At 53.0% G+C, this 21,307-nt stretch carries 19 protein-coding genes; 6 read left to right on the top strand and 13 right to left on the bottom strand.

Annotation, left to right across the window (positions count from 1 at the left end; translation table 11 throughout):
• The first annotated feature begins 16 nt into the window (after nucleotides 1–16).
• The 3 genes from VCU37_RS06990 to VCU37_RS06980 are packed head-to-tail and all read left to right on the top strand — an operon-like array spanning nucleotide 17 to nucleotide 2,361.
• Nucleotides 17–574 (top strand): PRC-barrel domain-containing protein, encoded by a 558-nt coding sequence (locus VCU37_RS06990; RefSeq protein ID WP_336249916.1) that lies wholly within the window; start codon nucleotides 17–19, stop codon nucleotides 572–574.
• A 48-nt stretch (nucleotides 575–622) separates the two neighbouring features.
• A complete protein-coding gene (locus VCU37_RS06985) occupies nucleotides 623–1,279 on the top strand; it encodes a hypothetical protein (protein WP_336249915.1) in 657 nt (218 codons plus the stop codon).
• Complete coding sequence (locus VCU37_RS06980) at nucleotides 1,276–2,361, top strand: amidohydrolase family protein (RefSeq protein WP_336249914.1); 1,086 nt, start codon at nucleotides 1,276–1,278, stop codon at nucleotides 2,359–2,361. The genes VCU37_RS06985 and VCU37_RS06980 overlap by 4 nt, the downstream gene beginning before the upstream one ends.
• A 57-nt stretch (nucleotides 2,362–2,418) precedes the next feature.
• On the opposite strand, the gene VCU37_RS06975 is transcribed toward VCU37_RS06980, so the two are convergent.
• Genes VCU37_RS06975 through xseA form a run of 3 tightly spaced genes read right to left on the bottom strand, consistent with a single transcriptional unit; the run spans nucleotide 2,419 to nucleotide 4,943 of the window.
• Complete coding sequence (locus VCU37_RS06975; RefSeq protein ID WP_336249913.1) at nucleotides 2,419–3,429, bottom strand: COX15/CtaA family protein; 1,011 nt, start codon at nucleotides 3,427–3,429, stop codon at nucleotides 2,419–2,421.
• Between the two features lie 40 nt (nucleotides 3,430–3,469).
• A complete protein-coding gene (locus VCU37_RS06970; RefSeq protein WP_336249912.1) occupies nucleotides 3,470–3,703 on the bottom strand; it encodes an exodeoxyribonuclease VII small subunit in 234 nt (77 codons plus the stop codon).
• Nucleotides 3,696–4,943: an exodeoxyribonuclease VII large subunit gene (gene xseA, locus VCU37_RS06965; protein WP_336249911.1), complete on the bottom strand. Its 1,248-nt coding sequence runs from the start codon at nucleotides 4,941–4,943 to the stop codon at nucleotides 3,696–3,698. Before xseA ends, VCU37_RS06970 begins: the two co-directional genes overlap by 8 nt.
• 153 nt (nucleotides 4,944–5,096) lie before the next feature.
• Here xseA and VCU37_RS06960 point away from each other — a divergent pair, with 153 nt between their 5' ends.
• Nucleotides 5,097–5,624, top strand: a complete 528-nt coding sequence (locus VCU37_RS06960) for a hypothetical protein (protein WP_336249910.1) — start codon at nucleotides 5,097–5,099, stop codon at nucleotides 5,622–5,624.
• 280 nt (nucleotides 5,625–5,904) lie between these two features.
• Entirely contained in the window at nucleotides 5,905–7,560 is a 1,656-nt protein-coding gene (locus VCU37_RS06955; protein ID WP_336249909.1) for a peptide ABC transporter substrate-binding protein, read from the top strand.
• Nucleotides 7,561–7,636: 76 nt separating this feature from the next.
• Here the strand turns inward: VCU37_RS06955 and VCU37_RS06950 are convergent, their stop codons facing one another.
• Nucleotides 7,637–8,776 carry a UDP-N-acetylmuramate dehydrogenase gene (locus VCU37_RS06950; protein ID WP_336249908.1) on the bottom strand — a complete coding sequence of 380 codons (1,140 nt, stop codon included), beginning with the start codon at nucleotides 8,774–8,776 and terminating at the stop codon, nucleotides 7,637–7,639.
• 171 nt (nucleotides 8,777–8,947) lie between these two features.
• Here VCU37_RS06950 and VCU37_RS06945 point away from each other — a divergent pair, with 171 nt between their 5' ends.
• On the top strand, nucleotides 8,948–10,000 hold the full coding sequence (locus VCU37_RS06945) for a magnesium and cobalt transport protein CorA (RefSeq protein ID WP_336249907.1): 1,053 nt from the start codon (nucleotides 8,948–8,950) through the stop codon (nucleotides 9,998–10,000).
• Between the two features lie 96 nt (nucleotides 10,001–10,096).
• Here the strand turns inward: VCU37_RS06945 and VCU37_RS06940 are convergent, their stop codons facing one another.
• From VCU37_RS06940 to bioA, 9 genes are all read right to left on the bottom strand, one after another.
• Nucleotides 10,097–12,325, bottom strand: a complete 2,229-nt coding sequence (locus tag VCU37_RS06940; protein WP_336249906.1) for a cell wall-binding repeat-containing protein — start codon at nucleotides 12,323–12,325, stop codon at nucleotides 10,097–10,099.
• A gap of 167 nt (nucleotides 12,326–12,492) precedes the next feature.
• Nucleotides 12,493–14,712 carry a cell wall-binding repeat-containing protein gene (locus VCU37_RS06935; RefSeq protein WP_336249905.1) on the bottom strand — a complete coding sequence of 740 codons (2,220 nt, stop codon included), beginning with the start codon at nucleotides 14,710–14,712 and terminating at the stop codon, nucleotides 12,493–12,495.
• Between the two features lie 69 nt (nucleotides 14,713–14,781).
• Nucleotides 14,782–15,237 (bottom strand): hypothetical protein, encoded by a 456-nt coding sequence (locus tag VCU37_RS06930; protein ID WP_336249904.1) that lies wholly within the window; start codon nucleotides 15,235–15,237, stop codon nucleotides 14,782–14,784.
• A gap of 45 nt (nucleotides 15,238–15,282) precedes the next feature.
• Entirely contained in the window at nucleotides 15,283–16,635 is a 1,353-nt protein-coding gene (locus VCU37_RS06925; protein WP_336249903.1) for an MATE family efflux transporter, read from the bottom strand.
• Complete coding sequence (locus VCU37_RS06920) at nucleotides 16,587–17,369, bottom strand: methyltransferase domain-containing protein (RefSeq protein WP_336249902.1); 783 nt, start codon at nucleotides 17,367–17,369, stop codon at nucleotides 16,587–16,589. The genes VCU37_RS06925 and VCU37_RS06920 overlap by 49 nt, the downstream gene beginning before the upstream one ends.
• A 59-nt stretch (nucleotides 17,370–17,428) precedes the next feature.
• Nucleotides 17,429–18,097, bottom strand: coding sequence for a pimeloyl-ACP methyl esterase BioG family protein (locus tag VCU37_RS06915; protein WP_336249901.1), 669 nt, complete (start codon nucleotides 18,095–18,097; stop codon nucleotides 17,429–17,431).
• Complete coding sequence (locus VCU37_RS06910) at nucleotides 18,073–19,236, bottom strand: aminotransferase class I/II-fold pyridoxal phosphate-dependent enzyme (RefSeq protein WP_336249900.1); 1,164 nt, start codon at nucleotides 19,234–19,236, stop codon at nucleotides 18,073–18,075. Before VCU37_RS06910 ends, VCU37_RS06915 begins: the two co-directional genes overlap by 25 nt.
• A 4-nt stretch (nucleotides 19,237–19,240) precedes the next feature.
• On the bottom strand, nucleotides 19,241–19,948 hold the full coding sequence (gene bioD / locus VCU37_RS06905; protein WP_336249899.1) for a dethiobiotin synthase: 708 nt from the start codon (nucleotides 19,946–19,948) through the stop codon (nucleotides 19,241–19,243).
• Nucleotides 19,949–19,950: 2 nt separating this feature from the next.
• A complete protein-coding gene (bioA, locus tag VCU37_RS06900; RefSeq protein ID WP_336249898.1) occupies nucleotides 19,951–21,261 on the bottom strand; it encodes an adenosylmethionine--8-amino-7-oxononanoate transaminase in 1,311 nt (436 codons plus the stop codon).
• Nucleotides 21,262–21,307 lie beyond the last annotated feature (46 nt).

The following is a 21,307-nucleotide window of genomic DNA, read 5'->3' as shown; positions in this document are numbered from 1 at the left end:
CGGTAAAGGACAAGCGATGAGTCAATTGATGACCGCAACTCGTATCGTGGGCCTCCCTGTTGTAGATCTTGCTACGTCACAGGTGCATGGCACGGTTCGTGAGATTTTGTATCACCCGTATGAAGGGGCATTGATGGCCTTTTCGTTATCAGACACCGGGTTCTTTGGGCGCAAGCTTAGGACGTACGTACCCGTTGACCAAGTATCGGCTATCGGGCGTGATGCGGTCATGATTGCTGATGACACTGCCTTGGTTGAACCGAGTACACACCCGCTGCCAGATCTGGACCACCCAGAACAATCCAATGTGATTGGTGCCAATGTGATGACAACCGACGGTGTGCATCTTGGGCGCGTTGTAGACCTGGTGGTGATGGTTGGTGGAGATGGCACGGTAGTGGGGTATCGCATTCACACTGAGGAAGGTCGGGCAAGTTACATTCCGCTTCCAACGCAAATCAGTGTGAGTGGAACGAACCTTGTGGTGCCAAGCGATTTACGAGACTTTGTTCGTGATGATTTGGTTGGACTGGGTGCGGCGGTGGATGCGTTCCGTGATCGGGTCGGTATCTGAACCCAAACCCATGATGGTGCCTTGAGTCAGTAATAGCGAGGAGATGCGATGCGCAAGATTGTGACGGCAACAAAAACATTGAAGCGGCCGGTGATGGCTGTCGCAACGGCCTCTGAATTGGGTAGGGTATCTGGGTTTGGTGTTGATCCTGAAACGTGCCGTGTTGCCTTTGTGCGCTTTGGCCGTGGATCAAATACTCGTCTTGTTGCGTGGGAAACCTTGGCCGGTATTGGACCAGATGCCGTTATGGTCGCTGATCATGGTCGTATTAAAGCCCCTCACACACCTGAAGAAGAACTCATTGCACACGGTGATCGAGGCCTCTTAGGGCATCGCGTACTGAGTGAGATTGGTAACGATTTGGGTACGGTAACTGATTTTGATTTCGATGCCACAAGTGGAGAGGTCCTGCGGATTGTGACTGACCACATGACGCTGGACGGTGATGTGTTGCGTCGGGTCGGCCCGGCGGGTGTGATTGTGACTGCCGATGTAGACCCGGTGTACGCCGATGGTATTGCACGTGCCGCGAAACGCCGTCCCATTGGGGCGTTGCCGGAAGGCCCCCGGCGGCGAGAAGGCGTGGCCAGTGATGCTGAAAAGGATGCCTTGCGTGCCGAGTTTGCACGTCAACAGGCTGCACAAGAAACAACGCATACCGAAGTGACGTGGGTGGACGTCGATAGCGTTGAGGTAGACGGATGAGCACTATTCATCTCCGTGGCCCGATCTTGCGTGGACCAGATGATGTGGTCGGCCAAGGTTGGGTGGTAGATGGGCGTATGACCTATACCAAACCAAGCGGCTCCATTGACCACACGATCGACGGTTGGGTTATCCCTGGGCTTGTGGATGCTCATTGCCATATCGGGTTGGGTGCCAAGGGACCGGTCAGTGACGATGAAGCCCTCGCTCACGGCCAACGAGATTTGAGTGCTGGTGTCACCTTAGTGCGTGATGCTGGTGCGCCAAGTGATACGAATTGGCTGCGTGATGACTTGCGAGTACCTGAGATTATTCGAGCGGGGAAACATATTGCGAGAACCCGCCGGTACTTTCGTGATTTTGCTGTAGAGGTCGAACCTGAATACCTGGCAGCAGAGGCCACCCGTCAAGCTAAGGCTGGAGACGGATGGATCAAGCTGGTTGCTGACTGGATTGACCGGGAAACAGGTGACCTGGGGCAAACTTTTACACCTGAACAGTTCAACGCCGCGATTGAAGCAGCCCATCAAGCTGGCGCTCGGGTTACGGCCCATGCCTTTGATGAAGGTTCTATTGAGCCCCTGGTGCTTGGAGGTATTGACGGTATTGAACATGCCACTGGCATGACTGAAACCACTGTTGGGTTGGTTGCCGATCACCAGGTGGCTGTGGTGCCAACCCTCATTAATATCAATACGTTTGAGTCAATTGTGGCTAGTGCGAGAGAAAAGTTCCCGACATATGCCAGGCACATGCAAGCACTTTATGACCGGCGCTATCAAACGATTCATATGGCCCACGAAGCCGGTGTACCCCTCTTTGCTGGTACCGATGCAGGATCAGCCATTACCCATGGGCGTATTGGAGAAGAACTGGTTGAGTTAACCAAGGCTGGGCTAAGCCACACAGAGGCGTTAGCTGCCGGTTGTTGGCATGCCCGCAAGTGGCTCGGCTATGCAGGGCTTGAAGAAGGGGAGTGGGCAGACGCGATGGTTGTCCCCCAAGACCCTCGAGAACAGGTAGTCGTCTGCCAACATCCTCGCGCAGTGCTACGGCGTGGACGGAGTGTTGGCCTGGTGTAAGTGCCAGAGCAGATGAAAGGCATCAAGAACCCCGCGCATGTCGGGGTTGTTGCGTGTCTATGACGCGTCGGCTTGCTGTTTTGCAGCCATGGCCCGTGTCATTAATGACAGTACGGGAATGCGTGGATATAAATAGCTGACGGCTGTCATAAGCGTGACCACACTGAGTGCCCCTAGGATGACATGGAGCACGTGAACAATGGGCGATAGCGCAATGAATACCTGGACCAAGATGATGAGCAGGTCTACCCCCAACAGGCCGACAAGTACTGCCCACACCCGACGACCGGGTTGAAGAATGCGTTTGGGAGAACGGTATATCCACACAGTACTCCCAACCACTGCTGCGGTGAGGATGACGAGATCCCCGACATAGGCGTGAGTCAGTGTGGCCACATTGATGGAATCGGCGAACGGTAATGCCTGAATGTGGGCGTCATTGGCGTCAATAAGCAGCACACCACTCCCGATCGCAACGATTGCCAAGATGGCAACCCCCCAAACAATGAGCCGACTTGACCACCCCGTTGCCGGACGCAGGGGAACATCAGGGCGACCGAGGCGAATAACAAGCCAAGTGGTGAGTGCAATCAGTACAAATGACCAGGCGGTATGTGCCACATTCAGCCATTGAATGGCAGGGAAGATCGCTGCACACAACCCAAGGATGGCTTGGACGATGACCCCAGCAAGCGGCAACGCTGCAAAGGTGTGTATGCGATGGGGGCGCCGCTTCGTAGGCAGTGTTCGTAACGTCAGCGCAATAAGTCCAACTGCACTCACAATGGCAAGAAGCAATAACACCCACTGCGCAGTATCTATGGTGGTGTAGTAGCCGGCAAAGGGCAGATCGTGCGCATTCGGTTCGCAATCTGGCCAGGCATAGCAGTTGACTCCCTGCTCAATAAGCCCCGCTTTTGCCACACGAACGATTGCATGGGCCACAACGACCAGGAACTGGATGATCACATTGGCAACGGCAAACCCATCCACCCATCGGGTAACCAGGTCGCGGCGAGCGACAGGGGCCTCTGGTGTTACTTGTGTTAAATACTGGGCATCATTCACGTGCGTCAGCCTACTCAATCGTGTTCAAGAAACGAAGTGCCTAGAACGGTTCTTTTTCATCAGTTTCATCAGGCTCCTCACCACGGATGCGTTCTGTCGCGGCGAGAAGAAGGGTTTCACAATGTTGAGCCAGGGCTTCTCCACGTTCCCATAACCGAACGGTGAGGTCGAGCGGCATCGTACCTCGCTGCATTTGTTCAACCAGTTCAGCGAGTTCGTCGCGTGCCGTTTCATAGGGCATATCGGCAATATCGTCGAACGATCCTTCAGTCATCTTGGTCTCCAGGTGTGGTGTGCGATTCCAGTGGGGGTGTGGGTACCGTTGCGAGGACTGCACTATGGAGTGAGCCGTCGCGGAGCCGGACAGTCAATTGAGTGCCTATGGGCGCTTGGTCTATCGAAGAAATAACGTCACCGTTTACCATCGCAAGGGCATATCCCCGTTCTAATACTTGGTTAGGAGATATCGCGTCTAACGTAGCTCGGAGCGTTGCGATATTGGCACGATGAAGATCAAGGTTACGCAACACGATGTGCGCTAATTGTTCACGAAGATGTGCTATCTGCTCATGCCACTGTGCTACGAGTGCATCTGGACGTGCAATATGTGTACGCAACGTCTGGATCCGTTCGTGTTCATGGTCGAGGAATTGATGCACTGTTTGATGGAGATAGCGGCGTTGGCGCTGAATTTCCTCATATTCGCGTATGGCATCAAGGACAACAACTTGTCCAGCCCCTGTGGGAGTTGAGGCGCGGTAGTCAGCAACATCATCAAGGATGGGGTGGTCTGGTTCATGGCCAATGGCGCTAATAACAGGCGTTGTCATATCCGCCACAAATCGCACGAGGGATTCATCACTGAATCCCACCAAGTCACGATAATCACCACCACCTCGGGCCACGATGATCACCTCTACGGCCGGATCAGCCTCAAGCCGTTCGAGGGCCTGAATCACCTGTGGAGCACAGTCAGCACCTTGGACAGGAGTATTTACCACCTCAAAGGTTGCTCCTGGCCATCGTGCAAGGGCATTTCGCTTGACATCTTGTTCAGCCATCGTTTGAACACCAACCACGAGCCCAATCTTTTGGGGGAGTAGGGGCCAGGTACGCTTCCGATCAGGGTCAAATAGGCCTTCTTGGGCAAGGCGTTGACGCCGCTCTTCAATTTGAACAATGAGTTGACCGATACCGGCTTGGCGCACCTCAACAACGTCGAGTTGTATTTGACCGCGTTTAGTCCAAAATGTCGGAGTGACCTTGGCAACAACCTGATCACCTACCTTAGGCAACGGATCAGGGAGGACGGGACGGCGGCCCTGCCAGATGGAAAAGGAAAAGGCGTGGCCGTCTTCTTCAAAGGTTCCATACACGGCACCACGACGCGTATTCCATTGAGTGATTTCGGCACTAATCCAGACAAAACCGAGCTTGTCAATATAGGCCGTCAAACTTTCGTTAACGAATCGAAGTGGACGTGGTTCCTCAGGTGTTCCCGTCACATTGTCCATATCAACACGATATTCCTTGGCTTGGTGTTATGGCATTCCTGGACATTAGTTCAAGGCAATGCACACCTTTTAACTACTTTTCATCAAGAAGATATGCGCAAAGCTAGTCGAATGAACTACCGTTGTCGGCAGTCTGACGCTGGAGGAACCCCAATGCGCAATCGCATGCCAATAATCGCTTCACTCGTTGCTATGGTCGCCCTGAGTGGGTGTAGTTTGCTTGGACAAGGCGGAAAGACCACGCCATCAGAGAGTGCGAGTGCCAGCGCTGATGCGACTGCGGTTGCCTCGGTAACACCTGAAGCTACCCCAACGCCGGAAGGCCCACAAACGGTTGCCGAATATGACCTGTTCCTCCAAGAGCGTGCCAATGTTGTTGCTGGCGAGCTGACGAATATTTCCAATGGGGTTACGCAATTCAATAACGGTGCGATTGATGAAGAACAATTGCGTTCAGTTAGCGAAGAGGCATTCCGTACGATTACTGAGCAAACGACGATTGTGAAAGAAACGAATGTGCCTGAGGGTGCTGAAGATCGTCAAGCCAAATGGCTGAATGCCGCGTCAGCCATCCAAAACGCCCAAACAACGGTCACAAACTGTCTGACGGCTTCTGATCCGGTTTGCCGCGCAATTGGTAACACGCTTGGTCCACTTGGTGAAGCACTCAACGTAAACTAATCCCACCATATGAACGAACGGCTGTGCCCAATGCGTACACAGCCGTTTATGTATAGGGCTTATACATTATGGATGGCTGATCGGCAAGGAAATTAGTCCACTATTTGGCTGATAAAGGCTAGTGGATTTGTTTATTCCTGTCCTATTGATATATATTCTCCTTTGCGTTGTTATTCACAGGTTTGTGATGCAAGCGTTCGGTCAACGATGCCCGGAGAGCTCCTCGTGCGTTTTGTATGAGTAGTTGTGTTGATATTGCCTTACGTTAAGGAGAAACGTAATGTCCAAATTCCGTCTGAGTTCTGCATTGTTGCTGTCATTAGCCATGTTGGCTGCTGGCTGCTCAAGCAACCCATCTGGAGGAAGTTCCGAGGGCGCATCTGACGCCGGATCATCCTCTAATTCCAGCTCTGAAGTAGCTACAGGGGAGACGGGTGGCACCTTGAATGTGTACGCCTGTGAACCTCAGGTTCTGGTGCCAAGCAATACAAATGAAAGCTGTGGGAGTGAGATTCTTTCAGCCCTTTTCACACCACTCGTGCGTATCGACGAAGACAAGAAGCCAGTCTTCGGTGATAACCAGCCTGACACTGTCGCCAAGGACATCAAGCTCAGTGATGACAAGCTTGTCTACACAATTACGTTAAAAGACGGGTTTACATTCCACAACGGTGAAAAGCTTGATGCGGAAGCCTATGTCCGGGCATGGAACTATGGTGCCAATCCAGACAATGCGCAGAATAACTCAGCGTTCTACGACAAAATTGCCGGGTATCAAGAGGTGCAAGACAAGGCAGCAACAGAGTTGTCGGGGCTGAAAGCCGTTGATGACAAGACCCTTGAAGTTACATTAAGTGCACCGTTCTCCCCATTTATTTCTTCCTTGGCGTATACCGCGTTTTATCCCATGCCCAAGGCTGGTGCTGATGATGTAAAGGCGTATAACGAAGCCCCCATCGGTAATGGTCCATTCAAGATGGATGGGGAGTGGAAGCACAACCAGAGCATTACCGCCGTGGTAAACGCTGATTACCCTGGGACGAAGCCAAGCTTCTCTACGTTGAATTTCCAGATTTATTCTGATATTGGCACGGCCTATAACGAATTGCGCGCCGGCAACTTAGACGTTGTTGAAGACCTACCGCCGGAACAACAAGCTTCCTTTGAATCTGACTTGGGAGAGAATCTTGTCGTAACACCTTCATCGACATTCGGGTTCCTTGGTGTACCAGTTAATGTTGAAGGGTTGAAAGATAAGCGCATCCGTCAGGCTCTTTCCTTGGCCATTGACCGTGATGCCTTGAATAAGGCGGTATGGAATGACACCCGTACCCCTGCAGATGACTACGTTGCCCAACCTATTGACGGATACCGCGAAGGGGCCTGTACCTACTGCACCTATGATCCTGAACGGGCCAAGCAGCTCTTTGAAGAGGCTGGCGGCTATGACGGTACCCTTGAAGTTTGGTTTAACAGCGGTGCTGGTCACGAAGAATGGATTGAGGCCATTGCCAATAGCTGGAAGCAGAATCTGGGTATCTCAGAAGTGAAGTTCCAGTCCATGATTTTCGCGGAGTTTTTGAACAAGCTCGAAGAAAAGAACGTGAGTGGCCCATATCGCTTGGGTTGGTCCGCCGACTACCCATCCATGGATAACTATTTGGCACCAATTCTTGGGACGGACGGATCATCGAACTACACGGGCTATTCCAACCCTGAATTTGATAACCTCATTAAGCAGGGGAACGAAGCTGCAACCCGTGAGGAAGCAGTGAAGTTCTATCAGCAAGCTGATGACCTTGTTTTGGAAGATATGCCATTGATTCCTATCGTGTACTCAAAGAAGTTCTCGGGTATCAGTGACAATGTTGATGATTTCAAGGTCGATTTCTACGATCACGTTGAATACGTCAATATAAAGCCAAAGCAGAACTAGGCACACTTCGGTCTAGAGGGGCGGCCAATGGCCGCCCCTGCATCATGTGGATCTGGTTGGTCTCAAGTCTGTTCACCTAAGACGACGGGCGTGGACGCGGGGGATAAGCCACGGGCTCAGGATGCAATCGAATGCCAAACGTGCGCTCAACCTCTTCCATAATCTGATTAGCCAAGTTCCAAACATCGTTGGTTGTTGCTCGCCCACGGTTGGTGATGGCAAGGGAGTGCTTGGTGCTGAGGGTGGCTACCCCGTTTTCAGGCCAGCCTTTTTTGAATCCAGCACGTTCGATTAGCCAGGCTGCAGAGAGTTTGTATCCATTGGCAACTGGATGAACCGGAATACGCTCGGCAACATCATCACCACAGGCAAATCGCACCCGCTCAATGACTGGACGAAGATCAGGTACAACGGGGTTGGTAAAAAACGACCCGGCACTTGCCGTGTCTACATCGTGAGGGTCATAGACCATGCCTTTTGCACGCCGCTGGGCAAGGACCGCTGTTCGTACTTTTGCACTCGGGCGACGTTCACCTTCGCGTGCATCACACATGCGTAGTAATTCGGTGTAGCGCAACGGGGCGCTCAGCCCATCAGGATTTCCGCGTAGTTGAACCGCAAAGACAATGCGACGGTCTTGAAACTTTAAATTGGATGTTCGGTATCCCAAGTCCAGTTGTTCTGGTTCAATCCATTGGGCTGCTTTAGTTTGCCGATCGTAGACGAGTACTGCGTTTAAGATATGGGCGATTTCGACCCCATAGGCACCCACATTCTGTACGGGGGTCGCTCCAACAGACCCAGGGATACCTGATAGGCATTCCAACCCACCAAGTCCAAGCCCAATGGCGCTCTGGACGAGGTCATCCCAGGTGATACCCGCATCAGATGTAATGGCGCCAGACTTTGGATCAATTGTGACGTGATCGGTATAGCGTGCATCACCAGCGCGAACCCCAGAGCCAGGCAATTGGACCGCAACAACATCCAAGTCGCCATCGTCAATCACGAGGTTGGACCCACCACCAAGGACCAGGCTTGGAATATCCATATGATCTAAATAATCAAGCACCTGCTTAGCGGCTGCGTTCGTATTAGTGCGCACAATGGCACGCGGCATACCGCCGACCCCAATAGTGGTAAATGCAGAAAGGGGACGACTCGTAATAACTAAGACATTCGGAATTGCTGTAAGGTCTTCAATGAGTTCAGGCACATAGGCAGCTTAGCGGTTACGGCACCACGGTAGAAGGAAAAGAAACGGAAGATTCAAAAAACGCACATAATATATATTATGTAAACTTATGGATATTTGCGGGAAGAGTTCGGTTCCGTTGGTCTTGTTCGCTAGACTCTCGTACGTTTGACGTTTCAGGAGGTGATTTCGATGGCAAAGACTGATATCTGGCCTTCTGCGCCGATACAGCCCTCAGACAGTGGACGTCCACTTCAGAGAACGAACCCATCGGTCACCCTGGTTGTTGATGGGTTACCACAAGGGGCACCTGAGGACTATACAGTTACACAGTTGCTAGCCGACCTGGACGCCAATCCCAATATGATTGGGTTATTGAGCTTCGACCAGCCCGATGAAGCTGATCTCGAGGAACTGATTGAGTCCATGGATTGGCACCCGGTGATGGTTGAAGACCTCACCATGGCGCGCCAACGCAGCAAGGTAGAACGCCACGGTGAAGCCTTGTTTCTTGTCGTTCGACCCGCAGGGTATGTTGACATCGATGAAGACATCGTGGTGGGTGAATACCACGTCGTCATGCATCGTAATTTGATTGTCCTTGCTCGCCAAGGGCTGCATGGTGGAGCCAATCAGCGGTTTACCCGTGCATTTCGGCCTGACCATGAACTCTTACAACATGGACCAGAAGCATTGCTGTATGCGATTATTGATGCGGTCGTCGATACCTACTTCCCCGTGCTCTACGGCATTAGCAACGACGTGGAACAGATTGAACGCCAGGTATTTAGCGGTGACCCCGATGCACCTGAACGTATTTATCGCCTCTATCGAGAAGTGATCGACTTCCAACATGCAGCCCATCCCCTGGTTGAGGTGCTTGATGACCTGAGCGGAGGCTTTGATAAGTACACCGTTCCTGAAGAGCTTCAGGCCTATCTCGAAGACGTACAAGACCACCTCTTACGCGTGAACTCACGGATGGCGAGTAACCGCGACTTGCTCAATCAGATTTTGACGGTTAATGCCACGTTGGTTGCTGAACGCCAAAACGAAGATATGAAACGGGTATCCAGCTGGGCGGCCATGTTGGTTGTACCCACGGTCGTAAGTGGCATTTATGGGATGAACTTCACGCATATGCCCGAATTAGATTGGGCTTATGGATACCCTATGGCGCTCATATTGATGTTTGCCTTGAGCCTTGGATTGTATTTCTTATTCAAGCGTCGCAATTGGCTCTGATCGACGCGATAGGCAACAACCAATGTGGGTGTGCCGAGACGTTCCTCGGACAACACCCACATTGGTTTACTGCTGGCTAGATCGCCTCTGTATGGCTTACTGGTTGCTGGCTTGTTCTACCGCCTCGCATACCTGAAGCTCACCCATACAAATGACATTCTGTAAATTCAGGTCCTTCAGGACCTTCTTCGTTTCTGGTGGCACGGTGGTACCGGCTGTCAACAGAATCGGAGCATTCAAGTCATTGGAAAGCCCAGCCAAGCTGAACCCCAACTGCCAGGCGTTTTCACCTTGACCGTCAATGACAATGGCACGCTGAGGAGTTTGGAACTTGTGGGCAATCTGGCCGGCTGTATCGGCACGGTTTGCACCAGCAATACGATTGACTGTTGAACCCGTCACCGTTGCAATCGTGTCAGCAACCGAAGGGTTTACAGCCGCATGGCCACCAACAACTGTTGCCTGAACGCCAAGGGTCAACTGGCTCAACATGCTGGCAGATAATTTATCCGTTTGCGTTAACAAGATCGGCCGTCCGGTTTTTGCAGCTAAACCACCCAAGGCAATGGAATCAGCCCAAGAACGCGTTTCGTCGCCTTGATCACCGAATGCACGTGCGATAAATCGATCCTTTTCCATCCTTGATGTGCGGGTTGCCTGTGCTTTCGCAATTTCGACAGCCGTTTGGGTACGGTCAGAACCGGCGATACGACGGGTGGTTAATCCATTGGCCTGCAACGCCTGTTCAACCGCAGGACTCAATGCCATAGGGCCACCCAGTAACCAGACTTCATGGATGCCCATGGCCTTGATTTCATTCAAGATGAAGGGTTCTAACTTGTCTGGACTGGTGAGGTACAAGGACGCATTATTTTGCAATACCCCACTGGCCAACGCATCGGCCATCTTCGTTTCACTCGCCAACAACGCAATTCGTTTTGCTGACGGTTCCGTTGACTTCGGCAAATCCTTAAATGCAGCCCGTAACCGGTTCACCCCTGCGGCAAGCTCAGAACCAGCTGGTCCTTGAGTTTTTGGTAGCGTCCAACGCATCGGCCCATCTGACGGTACCGGTACGTTCTTAAGCAGTGCAGGATCACCGGGGCGGCTAGGCAGGGTCTCTGGAGCCTTGGGTGCATCTGGTGCAGGTGTCGGTGGTGCGGGTGCGTCTGGTACCGGTACTGGTGCTGGCGCCGGGGGAACGGGCTGATCAGGTTTAGGATGTTCTGATGCAGGTGGCTGCACAGGGCCTTGCTGGTTACCACTGTTAGGTGCAGCATACGGTGGCGTCTGTAAATAGATGTGAGGTGCAGGAGCCCCCGGTGCCAAGTTGGCATGCATCACATGTTCAACCCATGGACGAACATAGGACACAGACGAATACATCGTGCCTACGCGACCACAAATATCGTCACCCCAGAAATTATGGATTTGGGGTGTGTAGCGTGAGTGGCTGACGATACCAACCTGACGGCGCTGACCGTGTTCAGTCACAAACAGTGGTCCCCCGCTGTCACCAACACAGCTGGCAGGGTGACGGTGATTCGTGCGGTGATGACGTTCTGATTCTGGGATACCGTTGAGACGGTTAATGTCGATCTGCTGCTCAGCACAAATGAGCGTATCTAGTGGACAGTTGAGGACAGGGACCTCAGCACTTTCGAGAAGGTCAGGGTTCGCACGGTACCGACCGGCGTTCATTACACCTGGTGCATTGATACTTTCCCACCAAGACGCCCCTCGACCAACAACACGCGCAGTGCCTTGGCGTGGCAGTTCTTCCCCGGCACGGGCCAACGTGACGGTGGGTACGGCCAACTCAACATCGGGGAACCGATTTAACCGCTCCCTCGTTTTGGGATTCATTGGATATCCGGTTGAGATATTGTTCTCTAGCTCGACAAGCGCAACGTCATATTTGCCGCGAGTAATCTCCCGTGATTCAAAGTTCTCTTTGAATTTGGGGTGGATGAAGAACCGCTTGGAGGTGTGCCGCGTTCCGTACGTGCGACCGTCTTCGGCTTTCCCATAGGGGGTAAATGCGGTAACGGTGACCGTGGCATTGGGGTCACTGTCGGCAAGGCAGTGTGCTGCCGTAAGAATCCAGTGGTCATCAATGATGGTTCCGCCACAAGCCGCTACAGAGGAATCCCCAATAGGGATTGAAAGGTAGACAACCTCTGGATAGTCCGTTGCTGCCTGGTCCTGCCCATTCACAATACTAAAATCAGCGGTTTCCTGAGGTGCCGCTATGGCCGGAATCCCCAGACCAGTTAATGCGGCACAGGTGGCAAATGCTGCCGCTATCACAGTGCGTTTAAACACGAATCGTCCTTCCATGAATTGTTCGTGGCTATCGTGACCCAAAACCTGAGGCGCGCTGAGCCGAGCCATCGCCTAGACATCGGCATCAGCGTGCCGTTCTTAACCCTCACTTGGGTGACGGCAGTCTAGTGCTTATCTACGCCGTCATTGTTGGGCAGCTTGCTCAATTACGGTTGCAGTTGACGACACACGACTTGGTCGGCAAAACAAAAGAGGTTGTTGATGCCGAGCTTGGTGATTGTCTCACGGGTTTCTGGGGGGACGGTCTTGCCCGCGACGAGCAAAATTGGGGCGTTGTTCTCCCCTGCCAATCCTGCAAGGCTGAAGCCTAACTGCCAGGCCTGGTGCTGTTGGCCATCAATAATGTAAGCATGGGTTGGCTTGGTGAAGTTTGTGGCAATGGCGCCAGCTGTTCCAGCACGGTTTTCACCCGCAATGCGTGCCGTTGGAATACCGGTCAATGTTGCAGCCAGGATTTCAACTTCAGGTGCTAAGGCATTCGGTCCACCAACCAGAGTGACTGGCACACCCTCGGTTAAGCGATTCGCAACATTCTCAGTGATCGCGTTTTGAGGTGAAAGCAAAATGGGTTTCCCCATCCTTGCGGACAACGCACCAAGGGCAATTGCGTCAGCCCAGGAGCGAGTCTCGTCCCCCTTATCACCATACGCCCGTGATAGGAACCGGCCTTTGGGTGTATTTGCTTGGAGGGCAACGGCTTGGTTCGCGATTTCGATTGCCGTTTGGGTGCGGTCTTCACCAGCAATCCGTTGTGTGTGATAGCCAAGATTGGACAGAGCTCGTTCAACCCCAGGTGCAATTGCTTGTTCCCCGCCAAGGATCCATACATCAGTAAAGGCCTGATGGGCGAGTTCTTTGGCAACAAGTGGCTCAAGTTCGGTTGGGTCGGTCAAAAACAATGTTGTATTGCGTTGTAATACGCCACTGGCTAAGGCGTCGGCCATTGTCTGCTCGCTCGCTAAGAGTGCAGTTTTGCGCCCACCCAATTCATTCCGGACGGCAATACGTTCTGAAGCTGCACGGAGGCGTGCGACCCCGACGGACAGCACGGAACCATCCTCTTGGGTTGTTTCTGCGATTGGCCAGGTAACATCGCCGTTACGAAGCTGCGGAAGTTGTTTAAGCAATGGGGGGTCATCGGGATAGGTAGGAACGATACCCAACGGCCGTTCCGGTTCACTTGGATCGGGTGTTGGCGGTGGCGTGTTGGGCTCGCTACCTGGTGCGTCGGGAGCCGCGCCACCCGGTGGCAAAGATTGACTTGGCGGTGGCGGTGACCCTGCTCCTGGTGGTGTAGGTGCAGGTGTCGTATCGCTATAGGGTGGCACCTTCAAGGAAACTTGAGGAAGGTCTGCGGGGGTACTTGGATTGGCTGCAATAACCGCATCAATCCATGGGCGTACGTAAGCGATTGACGTGAACCATGTGGCAACACGCCCACAGGTATCGTTACTCCAGAATGTTTGGGCGGCATTGTTGAATCGGCCATGACTGATAATGCCGACCTGTGTGTGAGTGCCATCCGGTGCGGTGATAAATAATGGTCCGCCACTATCACCAACACAGCTTGATGGGAGTCGATGTTTGGTGTCGAGATGCCGTTCCTGTTCAGGGAGATCTTGAAGGGTTTTCTCGTCAATCCGGTTACCAGCACAAACGTGGTAGTCCGAACGGCATCCTGACTGGACCGGGATTTGAGCACTCCGAAGCTGCGTGTTTACCGAATCATAGTGACCGGGTATACCAACGTAGGCGTTACCGGGAACCCATGACTTTGCACCGCGACCAACGACGATACCGTTACCTGAGCGCGGTATATCTGCTCCGGCACGGTCCAAGGTAACCGTTTTTAACACCGGGTTGGCGTCGCGTCGTGGATGCACTTGGAGGGTGTTGGGGTCGATCGGTGTTGTTGACGAGATTGGTTCACTCAGACGGACGAGGGCAACATCGTATTTCCCGCGTGTTGGGCCACCAGCATTGAAATCGTCAGCAAACTGAGGATGGGCGAATACGGAGCTACTCACAATTGGACGGGCATAGACATCACCAGAAGCAGCTTGGCTAAAGGCAGTTTGTACCCTCACGGTGACGGGGAAATTCGAATTCCAATCGTGAAAACAATGGGCTGCACTCAAGATCCAACGATCATTAATAACGGTGCCACCACAGTCTTCTGTGGCACCTCCCCCACTCATCAATGGCACCGAGATTGCAACAACTTCAGGATAGGTCAAGGGATCTTCATCTTGACCGTTGACAATGGAAAAGGAGCCATGATCATCGGCGGGCATCCACGCCGAGGCTTGGGTTGCGGTTAAAGCACTTGAGACCGCAAGGGCAGCCATGGGAATGCGCCAATTCAACGGAGTACTCCTCTATCAGGGTTGTCTAAGTGTGATGTAATCATAATGACGGCTTATCTATGAGAGGCCTTAAGCCTGGGTATCAATAACCAGCCCGGCGGCGTCAACCGGATTGGGAATAGTGCGCTCGGCATATCGACACCGTTCTTGGGCGAAACGCTTTGCCAAGGCATCAATACGGGCGAGGTCATACCCATGTGCCTCAGCATTTGTGTATAAGGCTCCCAGCAAATGACGTTGGTCCATTGCTAAATGACTCACCAGATGTGGGATACGCATTTGGTAGCGCTCAAAAAGTGGCTCCAAACTGTCTAATGAATTCAAAAAGGTACCGTTTGGGATGGTTTGAGGTTCGTCGCTGCCAGCCCGTTCCTGTGGTTGGCTTGGTGAGCGATTACCCCGATCCTGTTGACCGTGATGATGTCGGCCCTCCCCTTCCTCACGGCGAGTAGGCAAATAGTCAGTCACGGTTGGTTCTTGTACCGGGGCAGGAGCTGTTGTCGTTCGTAGGCGAGGGATGTCCATCACCGCTCCTTTCGTACCCTGATATGGCCCTAACGGTGTAAGACGCTACGAAGGGTCTATTTGTTGCGCTTCCTTTTTATCGGCCATTCGCATCCCTACCCAAAGCACTATTCCTCGAATAACGATTGCGACCTCAACAGCGATCCATAACACAATCAGATGAGCTTGAGCGGATACCACAACCAGGCCAACCCCGATGGCGATAGAACAACCGATAATGGCGCTGGCCGTGAGTACTTTCCACCGCTCATAGCCCATCACAATGCCGTCACCTACAAACGTTAACCCATCAAATGCCGCGCTAAACACAGGAACGATCCAAACCAGTGCGGTGAGGGCAACGACCGCTGGATCGGTTGTGAAGAGTCCGATTAATGGGTAGCGCACAAGCATCATGACCGGTATGAGGACCAACCCGAAAACGGCACCGAGACCAGATGCGGTACGCATCAGAACTCGGCGTTCTCGGACGGTAGCCGTATCAAGTGACTGGGCAACAAGGGCTTGGGAGGCATGGGCAAAAGAATCGAGGATGACGTTTTGAATGGTACGAACTTGCATCAAGATCTGGTGGGCTGCTGCAGCGACTACGCCTAGCCGGCCCGCAACTGCTGCCATGACCATATATTGTCCGGCCAAAAAGAGGCTCCGTACGAACAGGTTGGAAACAGACCCAAGCATGGATTTGAGTTCCAAACGAGAGGGGTACCACTTTGATTTTCGGGGAATACGAACCCCTAAATACCTATAGGCGTAGGTAATTAATAAGAGGCTCTCAATACATTCGACAATATCTGTACCAATAGCGACCCCTTTGAGCCCCCACCCCAACCCCAGGGCCAACCCCATTGATATGGGGAGATTCAAGATCGCAATGGCAATGCTGACAATGAGAACTGGCACATTGGCGTTGACACCGCGATACGCACCCCACCACACAAATGAAATCATCAAAAAGGGCATACCAAAGGCGCGTAAACGAACGTAGTCAACGGCAAGGGGCTGGAGCGCATCAACGGCGCCGGTGAGGTGAATGAGTAGCCCTCCCCCAAACCAGTACAGCATGACCAACCCCAGGGCAATGATCTGAGAAACGACCAGGGCATAGATGGTCGCTCGATTCGCGGTGCGCATATCGTTACGACCAAATGCACGCGCAACGGCGGTGGTACTCCATGCCGTAAGGAAAAAGAACATCCAGCTGATGGACCCAACCAATGTGCCTGCCAAGCCCATAGCCCCTAACTCGGCAGTCCCAATTTGTCCGGCTACAAAGGTATCGGTCATGGTGAGTACCGGCTCGGTAAGCGCACTCATCCCAATAGGGACACCGAGCGCAATGATGCGCTTTACTTCATGCGTCCAACTTGGGGGTTTTGATTCGTTGCGATCAGCCACACAGGTCTCCAGCTCAACGTTACTTGACCATCGGGGGTGGAATAGTGTTCACGCCATTGTTCGTCTAAGCGGCGAAGAGCACTCGGCGTACGTATGGATGTTCCACCTGTGGCGGTCACACCCGTTGCTTTCAAGGATTTCAACGCATCTAAGGGCGTATCGAAGAGCTCAATTTCTTCACCTTGTTCAACAGCGGTGATCGTCATACCAGCGGTGGTTAACCATCCAACCCATTCACTTAGAGCCGGATAGTGTAGCCCATGATCGGTGAGCGCTGCGACTTCTTTAAGATTGCCGGGGCCATAGGTAACCATGGCAAATACGCCACCATTTGTTAATAGATCTGGTACACGAGTACAGAAGGACTGGGGACTGGCGAACCAGTGCACACTCGAACCTGCACACATCAAGGCATAAGGGCCGCCAAGATCAAGGGTTTGGGCATCCCCGATGAGTGACGTCGTGGGGGTGGGTGCGAGGTCACGAACCAATGCTTCAGGCGGCGAATACAAGTCATTCAGTGCCCACTGTGTGATGGTGTGGTTGGCGTGAACACGACGGGTAAGTAATCCCGTACCACAACCTATGTCAATCGCAGAACCATGAATATGGCCGATCGTTTCATTCAGTAAGGCGATAAGGCGATCTGCCACTCGTGCCTGAACATGAGCATGTAACCCATAGGTTGTTTGAGCTTGGGCGAAGCGTCTACCGATCAGGTCCGGAGAAGGCATTGGGCCATCTTGCCTGTCCAACCGGCCTGTTGCGAACAGGTGACGTCATTGCGACGTATTTAGGGGACCAATAGGGCATCTGGTAGCCAATGTGCGCCAGTCACAATCGTTGGCTCAGCCAAGCCAAGGCGCTGCCATTGGGCTATTTGGCCCTGAGGGTCACAGATACGGTCATGTGAACTAACACAGGCAGAGGACCATCGTGATGCTCGCACCATCGGTGGCTCACGTTCAATCGCAATCCACCAGGCCAAGGACTGTTGTAAGCGGATGAGGTCGGGATGACCGTCAAGGGCGCGCCAGCGCTGAAGTGCCCGACGAGATCCACACATACCCATTTGAAAGGCATGGAGGGCATCTGGAGTCAGAGCATTGGCCATCGCAACGGTTGTTGTTCGGTCGAGACAGCCCTCAAACGGGAATGGCACCCCATTAATCGCCTCAAATTGGGCGTTACTTATGTCACCTAGTAGTCGAGAGGCAGTTACAACACCCAATGACCATGCTGTAATTCGACAGTTGTCATAATCTTTGGCGTCAGTTATGAGGGTATTCAGCCAAAGGTCATTGACCGGATTGCTAATGGCCACAACCGCATGGTCTTCGTTAACCCGTTGGATGGCTGATGCCGGAGCACTCCACCCTAAACACACAATGTCAAGTGTTGACGCTTGGGGCGGGCGGTGGACCCAATGCATACTTGTCAGGTCAGCGTTTGATCGGTCCATAACTCACGAAGATCATTCAAAAACTCGTGGATGGCTGCAGTCGGCATATCTGCACGCACGCTCAGGCGCACGCGCGAGGTTCGCTCAGGTACGGTTGGGGGCACAATAGCCATCACCTGCCATCCCAACGCTTGTAACCGGCTGGCAAGATGTTTTGCCTTCGTATTCTCACCGACCAAGATCGGAATGATGTGGGTACACCGTGAGGTGTCTTGGCCAGTAACCGATTGAATACCGTTGGCGAGTAGGTGTTGATTTTCCGTCAATGCACCTCGACGGTCATCGGCTCGACTCACAATATCAAGGGCATAGCCTGTCCAAGCGGCTTGAATCGGTGGGAGTGCCGTCGAGAAGAGAAAAGAACGGGTTGTTGAAATGAGAAGATCTTTCACTGGCTCAGAGCAACCAACAAAGCTTCCAACAGATGCCATCGCTTTCCCCAGTGGCGCAATGAGCACATCAATGTGATTGCTCACCCCCTCACGCGCAGCTACCCCTCTCCCCCGCGGTCCGGTGACCCCAACGGCGTGCGCTTCATCAACAACAGTAATTACGTGAGGATAAATCTTGGTAATCTCCACCCATTTCGCTAAATCCACCTCATCACCATCCATTGAGAAGATGGATTCAGTCACCACCATGACCCGGTCATTAGGGCTATGGGTAGCCAAGAGTTCTGCTAGATGATCTAGGTCATTATGGCGGTACCGGCGAAGGTGGGCGCCTGAAAGGCGGATACCATCCAAGATGCTGGCGTGGACGAGTCGGTCGGTATACACGGTGGTATCTCGGTTAGCCAAGGTCGATAACACCCCAACATTGGCATGCCATCCGCTTCCCATTGAGAGGACTGGTCTCCCCCACCACAAACTTGCTTGGTGTTCAAGGGCAAGATGTTCTGGGTGGGTGCCAGTCTGTAACCGTGCTGAGGAGGCACTAAAGTGCGCCTCAGAGTGAAAATGCTGTCGGATAATGGGATCTGATGCGATCCCGAGGTAGTCGTTCGATGCAAAGTTAAGGCGACGCTCTTCATCCACCGTTGCCCAAGGGCCGTCAATCGTGACGGGGGTGTACTGACGCTGGGTACCTGCTTGTCGCAATCCAAGCAGTTGTTCATACGCCCACGCATCTAGATTCATTGCGCTATCCGAGGCTGATCGGGTGGGCTTGCCAGTGGGCTGTGAGGGTGGCAGTGAAGCGGTTATGGTCCATATCACCCAAATGGTCTGGCAATACCGTTAGCAGTGGTGAATTGGCAAAGGTCTTCATTTCATCAATATTTAATTGGCCGGCCACATCGTCCGGATTCGGTGCAGCACCCACAACGGTTCCCAATAGGGGTACTGCATTTGTTTGAAGCATCCAAACCGTCAGGCGCGTGTGGTTCAAGGTGCCTAGACCTGCACGGTTAACGATGACGGCATGAGGATCAAGGTCCAGTGCCTGCAAGTCGTGGGCTAAATCAATCAGTGTGTGGTCCTCAGCATCTAATGGCACACTGATCCCCCCTGCGCCTTCAACAAGAATGACATCATAGGTGGGTACAAGCCCAGCGATGAATGCTGCATGCTCACGCATGGGTGGTAACGCCACACCAGCACGGCTAGCTGCTTGGGTTGGCGCCAATGGTTCGGGGAGACGGACCCGCTCATAGGTATCTTCAGGTGCTATGCCACTGAGACGAGCAACGGTTTCAACATCGGATTGTTCGCCATCCTCAACCCCAGATTGGACGGGCTTAACGACCCCGACACGACGGCCTTGTTGGCTGAAATGAACTGCAAGGGCTGCGGTTGCAATTGTTTTACCTACACCCGTATCGGTTCCTGTAATCAGTAGTACCTGACTCAACGTTATTGCCTTTCAGCGTGTTCAACCGCAATGGCCATTGCCGCGGTTATCGTGTCGATGTGGTGGGTTTGGGCGATGTATGGCGGCATCGTGTACAGCAGTTTACCGAATGGGCGTACCCAAACCCCAGCATCCAATGCCGTTGCAGTCAGTCTGGGTACATCAATGGGGTGATGAAGTTCGACGACACCTACGGCGCCAAGGATACGAACATCAGCTACCGCATCAACGGTGATGAGCGGGCTGAGCCCTTGATGCAGCCGTGTCTCAATCATCGCAACTTGGTCTTTCCAATCTTCGGTCCGCAATAACCCAATCGAAGCCAGACTGGCCGCACAGGCAAGTGGATTCCCCATAAAGGTGGGACCGTGCATCAAGACTTCTGATGGGCTCTGGCGTAATCGTTCAGCAACCTGGCTGGTGACCAAAACGGCTGCCTGGGTCATATATCCACCCGTGAGCGCCTTGCCCACACACATAATGTCTGGGACCACATCAGCATGACTAGCCCCCCACCATTGGCCAGTTCGACCAAAACCTGTGGCGATCTCATCAAAAATGAGCACTAATCCTTGGTCATCCGCAATGGCACGCAGGATTCGGAGCACTTCAGGGCTGTAGATATACATGCCGCCTGCCCCCTGTAAGACAGGTTCAAGTACGATGCCACAAAGCTCGTTGCGATGGGCCTCAATGAGGGCACTCACATCACCTGCCCATGTTTGAAGTGCAGGGTCATCACTCGTTCGCCCATATCCGGCAGGTGGTCGCGGTAGAAATACCTGGTGGCCGAGTGCATCACCGTACAAGGCGTGCATACCCCCTTCGGGGTCACAAACACCCATCGCACCCCAGGTATCGCCGTGGTATCCCCCCCGAAGGGTGGCAAGGCGCATGCGCGATGTATCCAATGTGCCCTGAGGTGATCGGGTAATGGCTTGTTGGCGAGCTAATTTCAACGCCACCTCAACAGCCACACTGCCACTATCGGCTAAAAACACATGGGCGAATCCCGAGGGTGCAAGGGCAAGCAGTTCCTCACAAAGCCGAATCGCTGGCTCGTGGGTGAGGCCACCAAACATGACGTGACTAAAGCGGTCAACTTGGTCTTTGATAGCTTGACTCATCACCGGATGGCGGTAACCGTGGACCATGCACCACCAAGAGGACATCGCATCAATGACCTCACGCCCATCTTCTAAAGTCAAGTACACCTCGTGGGCATCAATAACAGGATAGGCCGGATAGGCCGGAGGCATTGGGGCATACGGATGCCAGACGGCAGCTGCATCACGTTCAGTCAGGGTATTCATCGTTTCCACTGTAAGAAAAAATTGAAGCCGATAGGGTTGAGCCGAG

Origin of the sequence: Stomatohabitans albus (assembly GCF_036336025.1) — a bacterium.
GTDB lineage: Bacteria > Actinomycetota > Nitriliruptoria > Euzebyales > Euzebyaceae > Stomatohabitans > Stomatohabitans albus.
The sequence above is the reverse complement of the archived record's forward strand: the minus strand, read 5'-3'. Positions and strand labels throughout refer to the sequence as shown.

Bases quoted from the DNA above. Each gene is read 5' to 3' on its own strand.
- VCU37_RS06920 (WP_336249902.1), bottom strand. From the start codon at position 17,369: ATGCCTTCTCCGGACCTGATCGGTAGACGCTTCGCCCAAGCTCAAACA.
- VCU37_RS06960 (WP_336249910.1), top strand. From the start codon at position 5,097: ATGCGCAATCGCATGCCAATAATCGCTTCACTCGTTGCTATGGTCGCC.
- VCU37_RS06970 (WP_336249912.1), bottom strand. From the start codon at position 3,703: ATGACTGAAGGATCGTTCGACGATATTGCCGATATGCCCTATGAAACG.
- VCU37_RS06910 (WP_336249900.1), bottom strand. From the start codon at position 19,236: ATGAATCTAGATGCGTGGGCGTATGAACAACTGCTTGGATTGCGACAA.
- VCU37_RS06980 (WP_336249914.1), top strand. From the start codon at position 1,276: ATGAGCACTATTCATCTCCGTGGCCCGATCTTGCGTGGACCAGATGAT.
- bioA (WP_336249898.1), bottom strand. From the start codon at position 21,261: ATGAATACCCTGACTGAACGTGATGCAGCTGCCGTCTGGCATCCGTAT.
- VCU37_RS06915 (WP_336249901.1), bottom strand. From the start codon at position 18,097: ATGGACCGATCAAACGCTGACCTGACAAGTATGCATTGGGTCCACCGC.
- VCU37_RS06990 (WP_336249916.1), top strand. From the start codon at position 17: ATGAGTCAATTGATGACCGCAACTCGTATCGTGGGCCTCCCTGTTGTA.
- VCU37_RS06930 (WP_336249904.1), bottom strand. From the start codon at position 15,237: ATGGACATCCCTCGCCTACGAACGACAACAGCTCCTGCCCCGGTACAA.
- VCU37_RS06985 (WP_336249915.1), top strand. From the start codon at position 623: ATGCGCAAGATTGTGACGGCAACAAAAACATTGAAGCGGCCGGTGATG.
- xseA (WP_336249911.1), bottom strand. From the start codon at position 4,943: ATGGACAATGTGACGGGAACACCTGAGGAACCACGTCCACTTCGATTC.
- VCU37_RS06945 (WP_336249907.1), top strand. From the start codon at position 8,948: ATGGCAAAGACTGATATCTGGCCTTCTGCGCCGATACAGCCCTCAGAC.
- VCU37_RS06955 (WP_336249909.1), top strand. From the start codon at position 5,905: ATGTCCAAATTCCGTCTGAGTTCTGCATTGTTGCTGTCATTAGCCATG.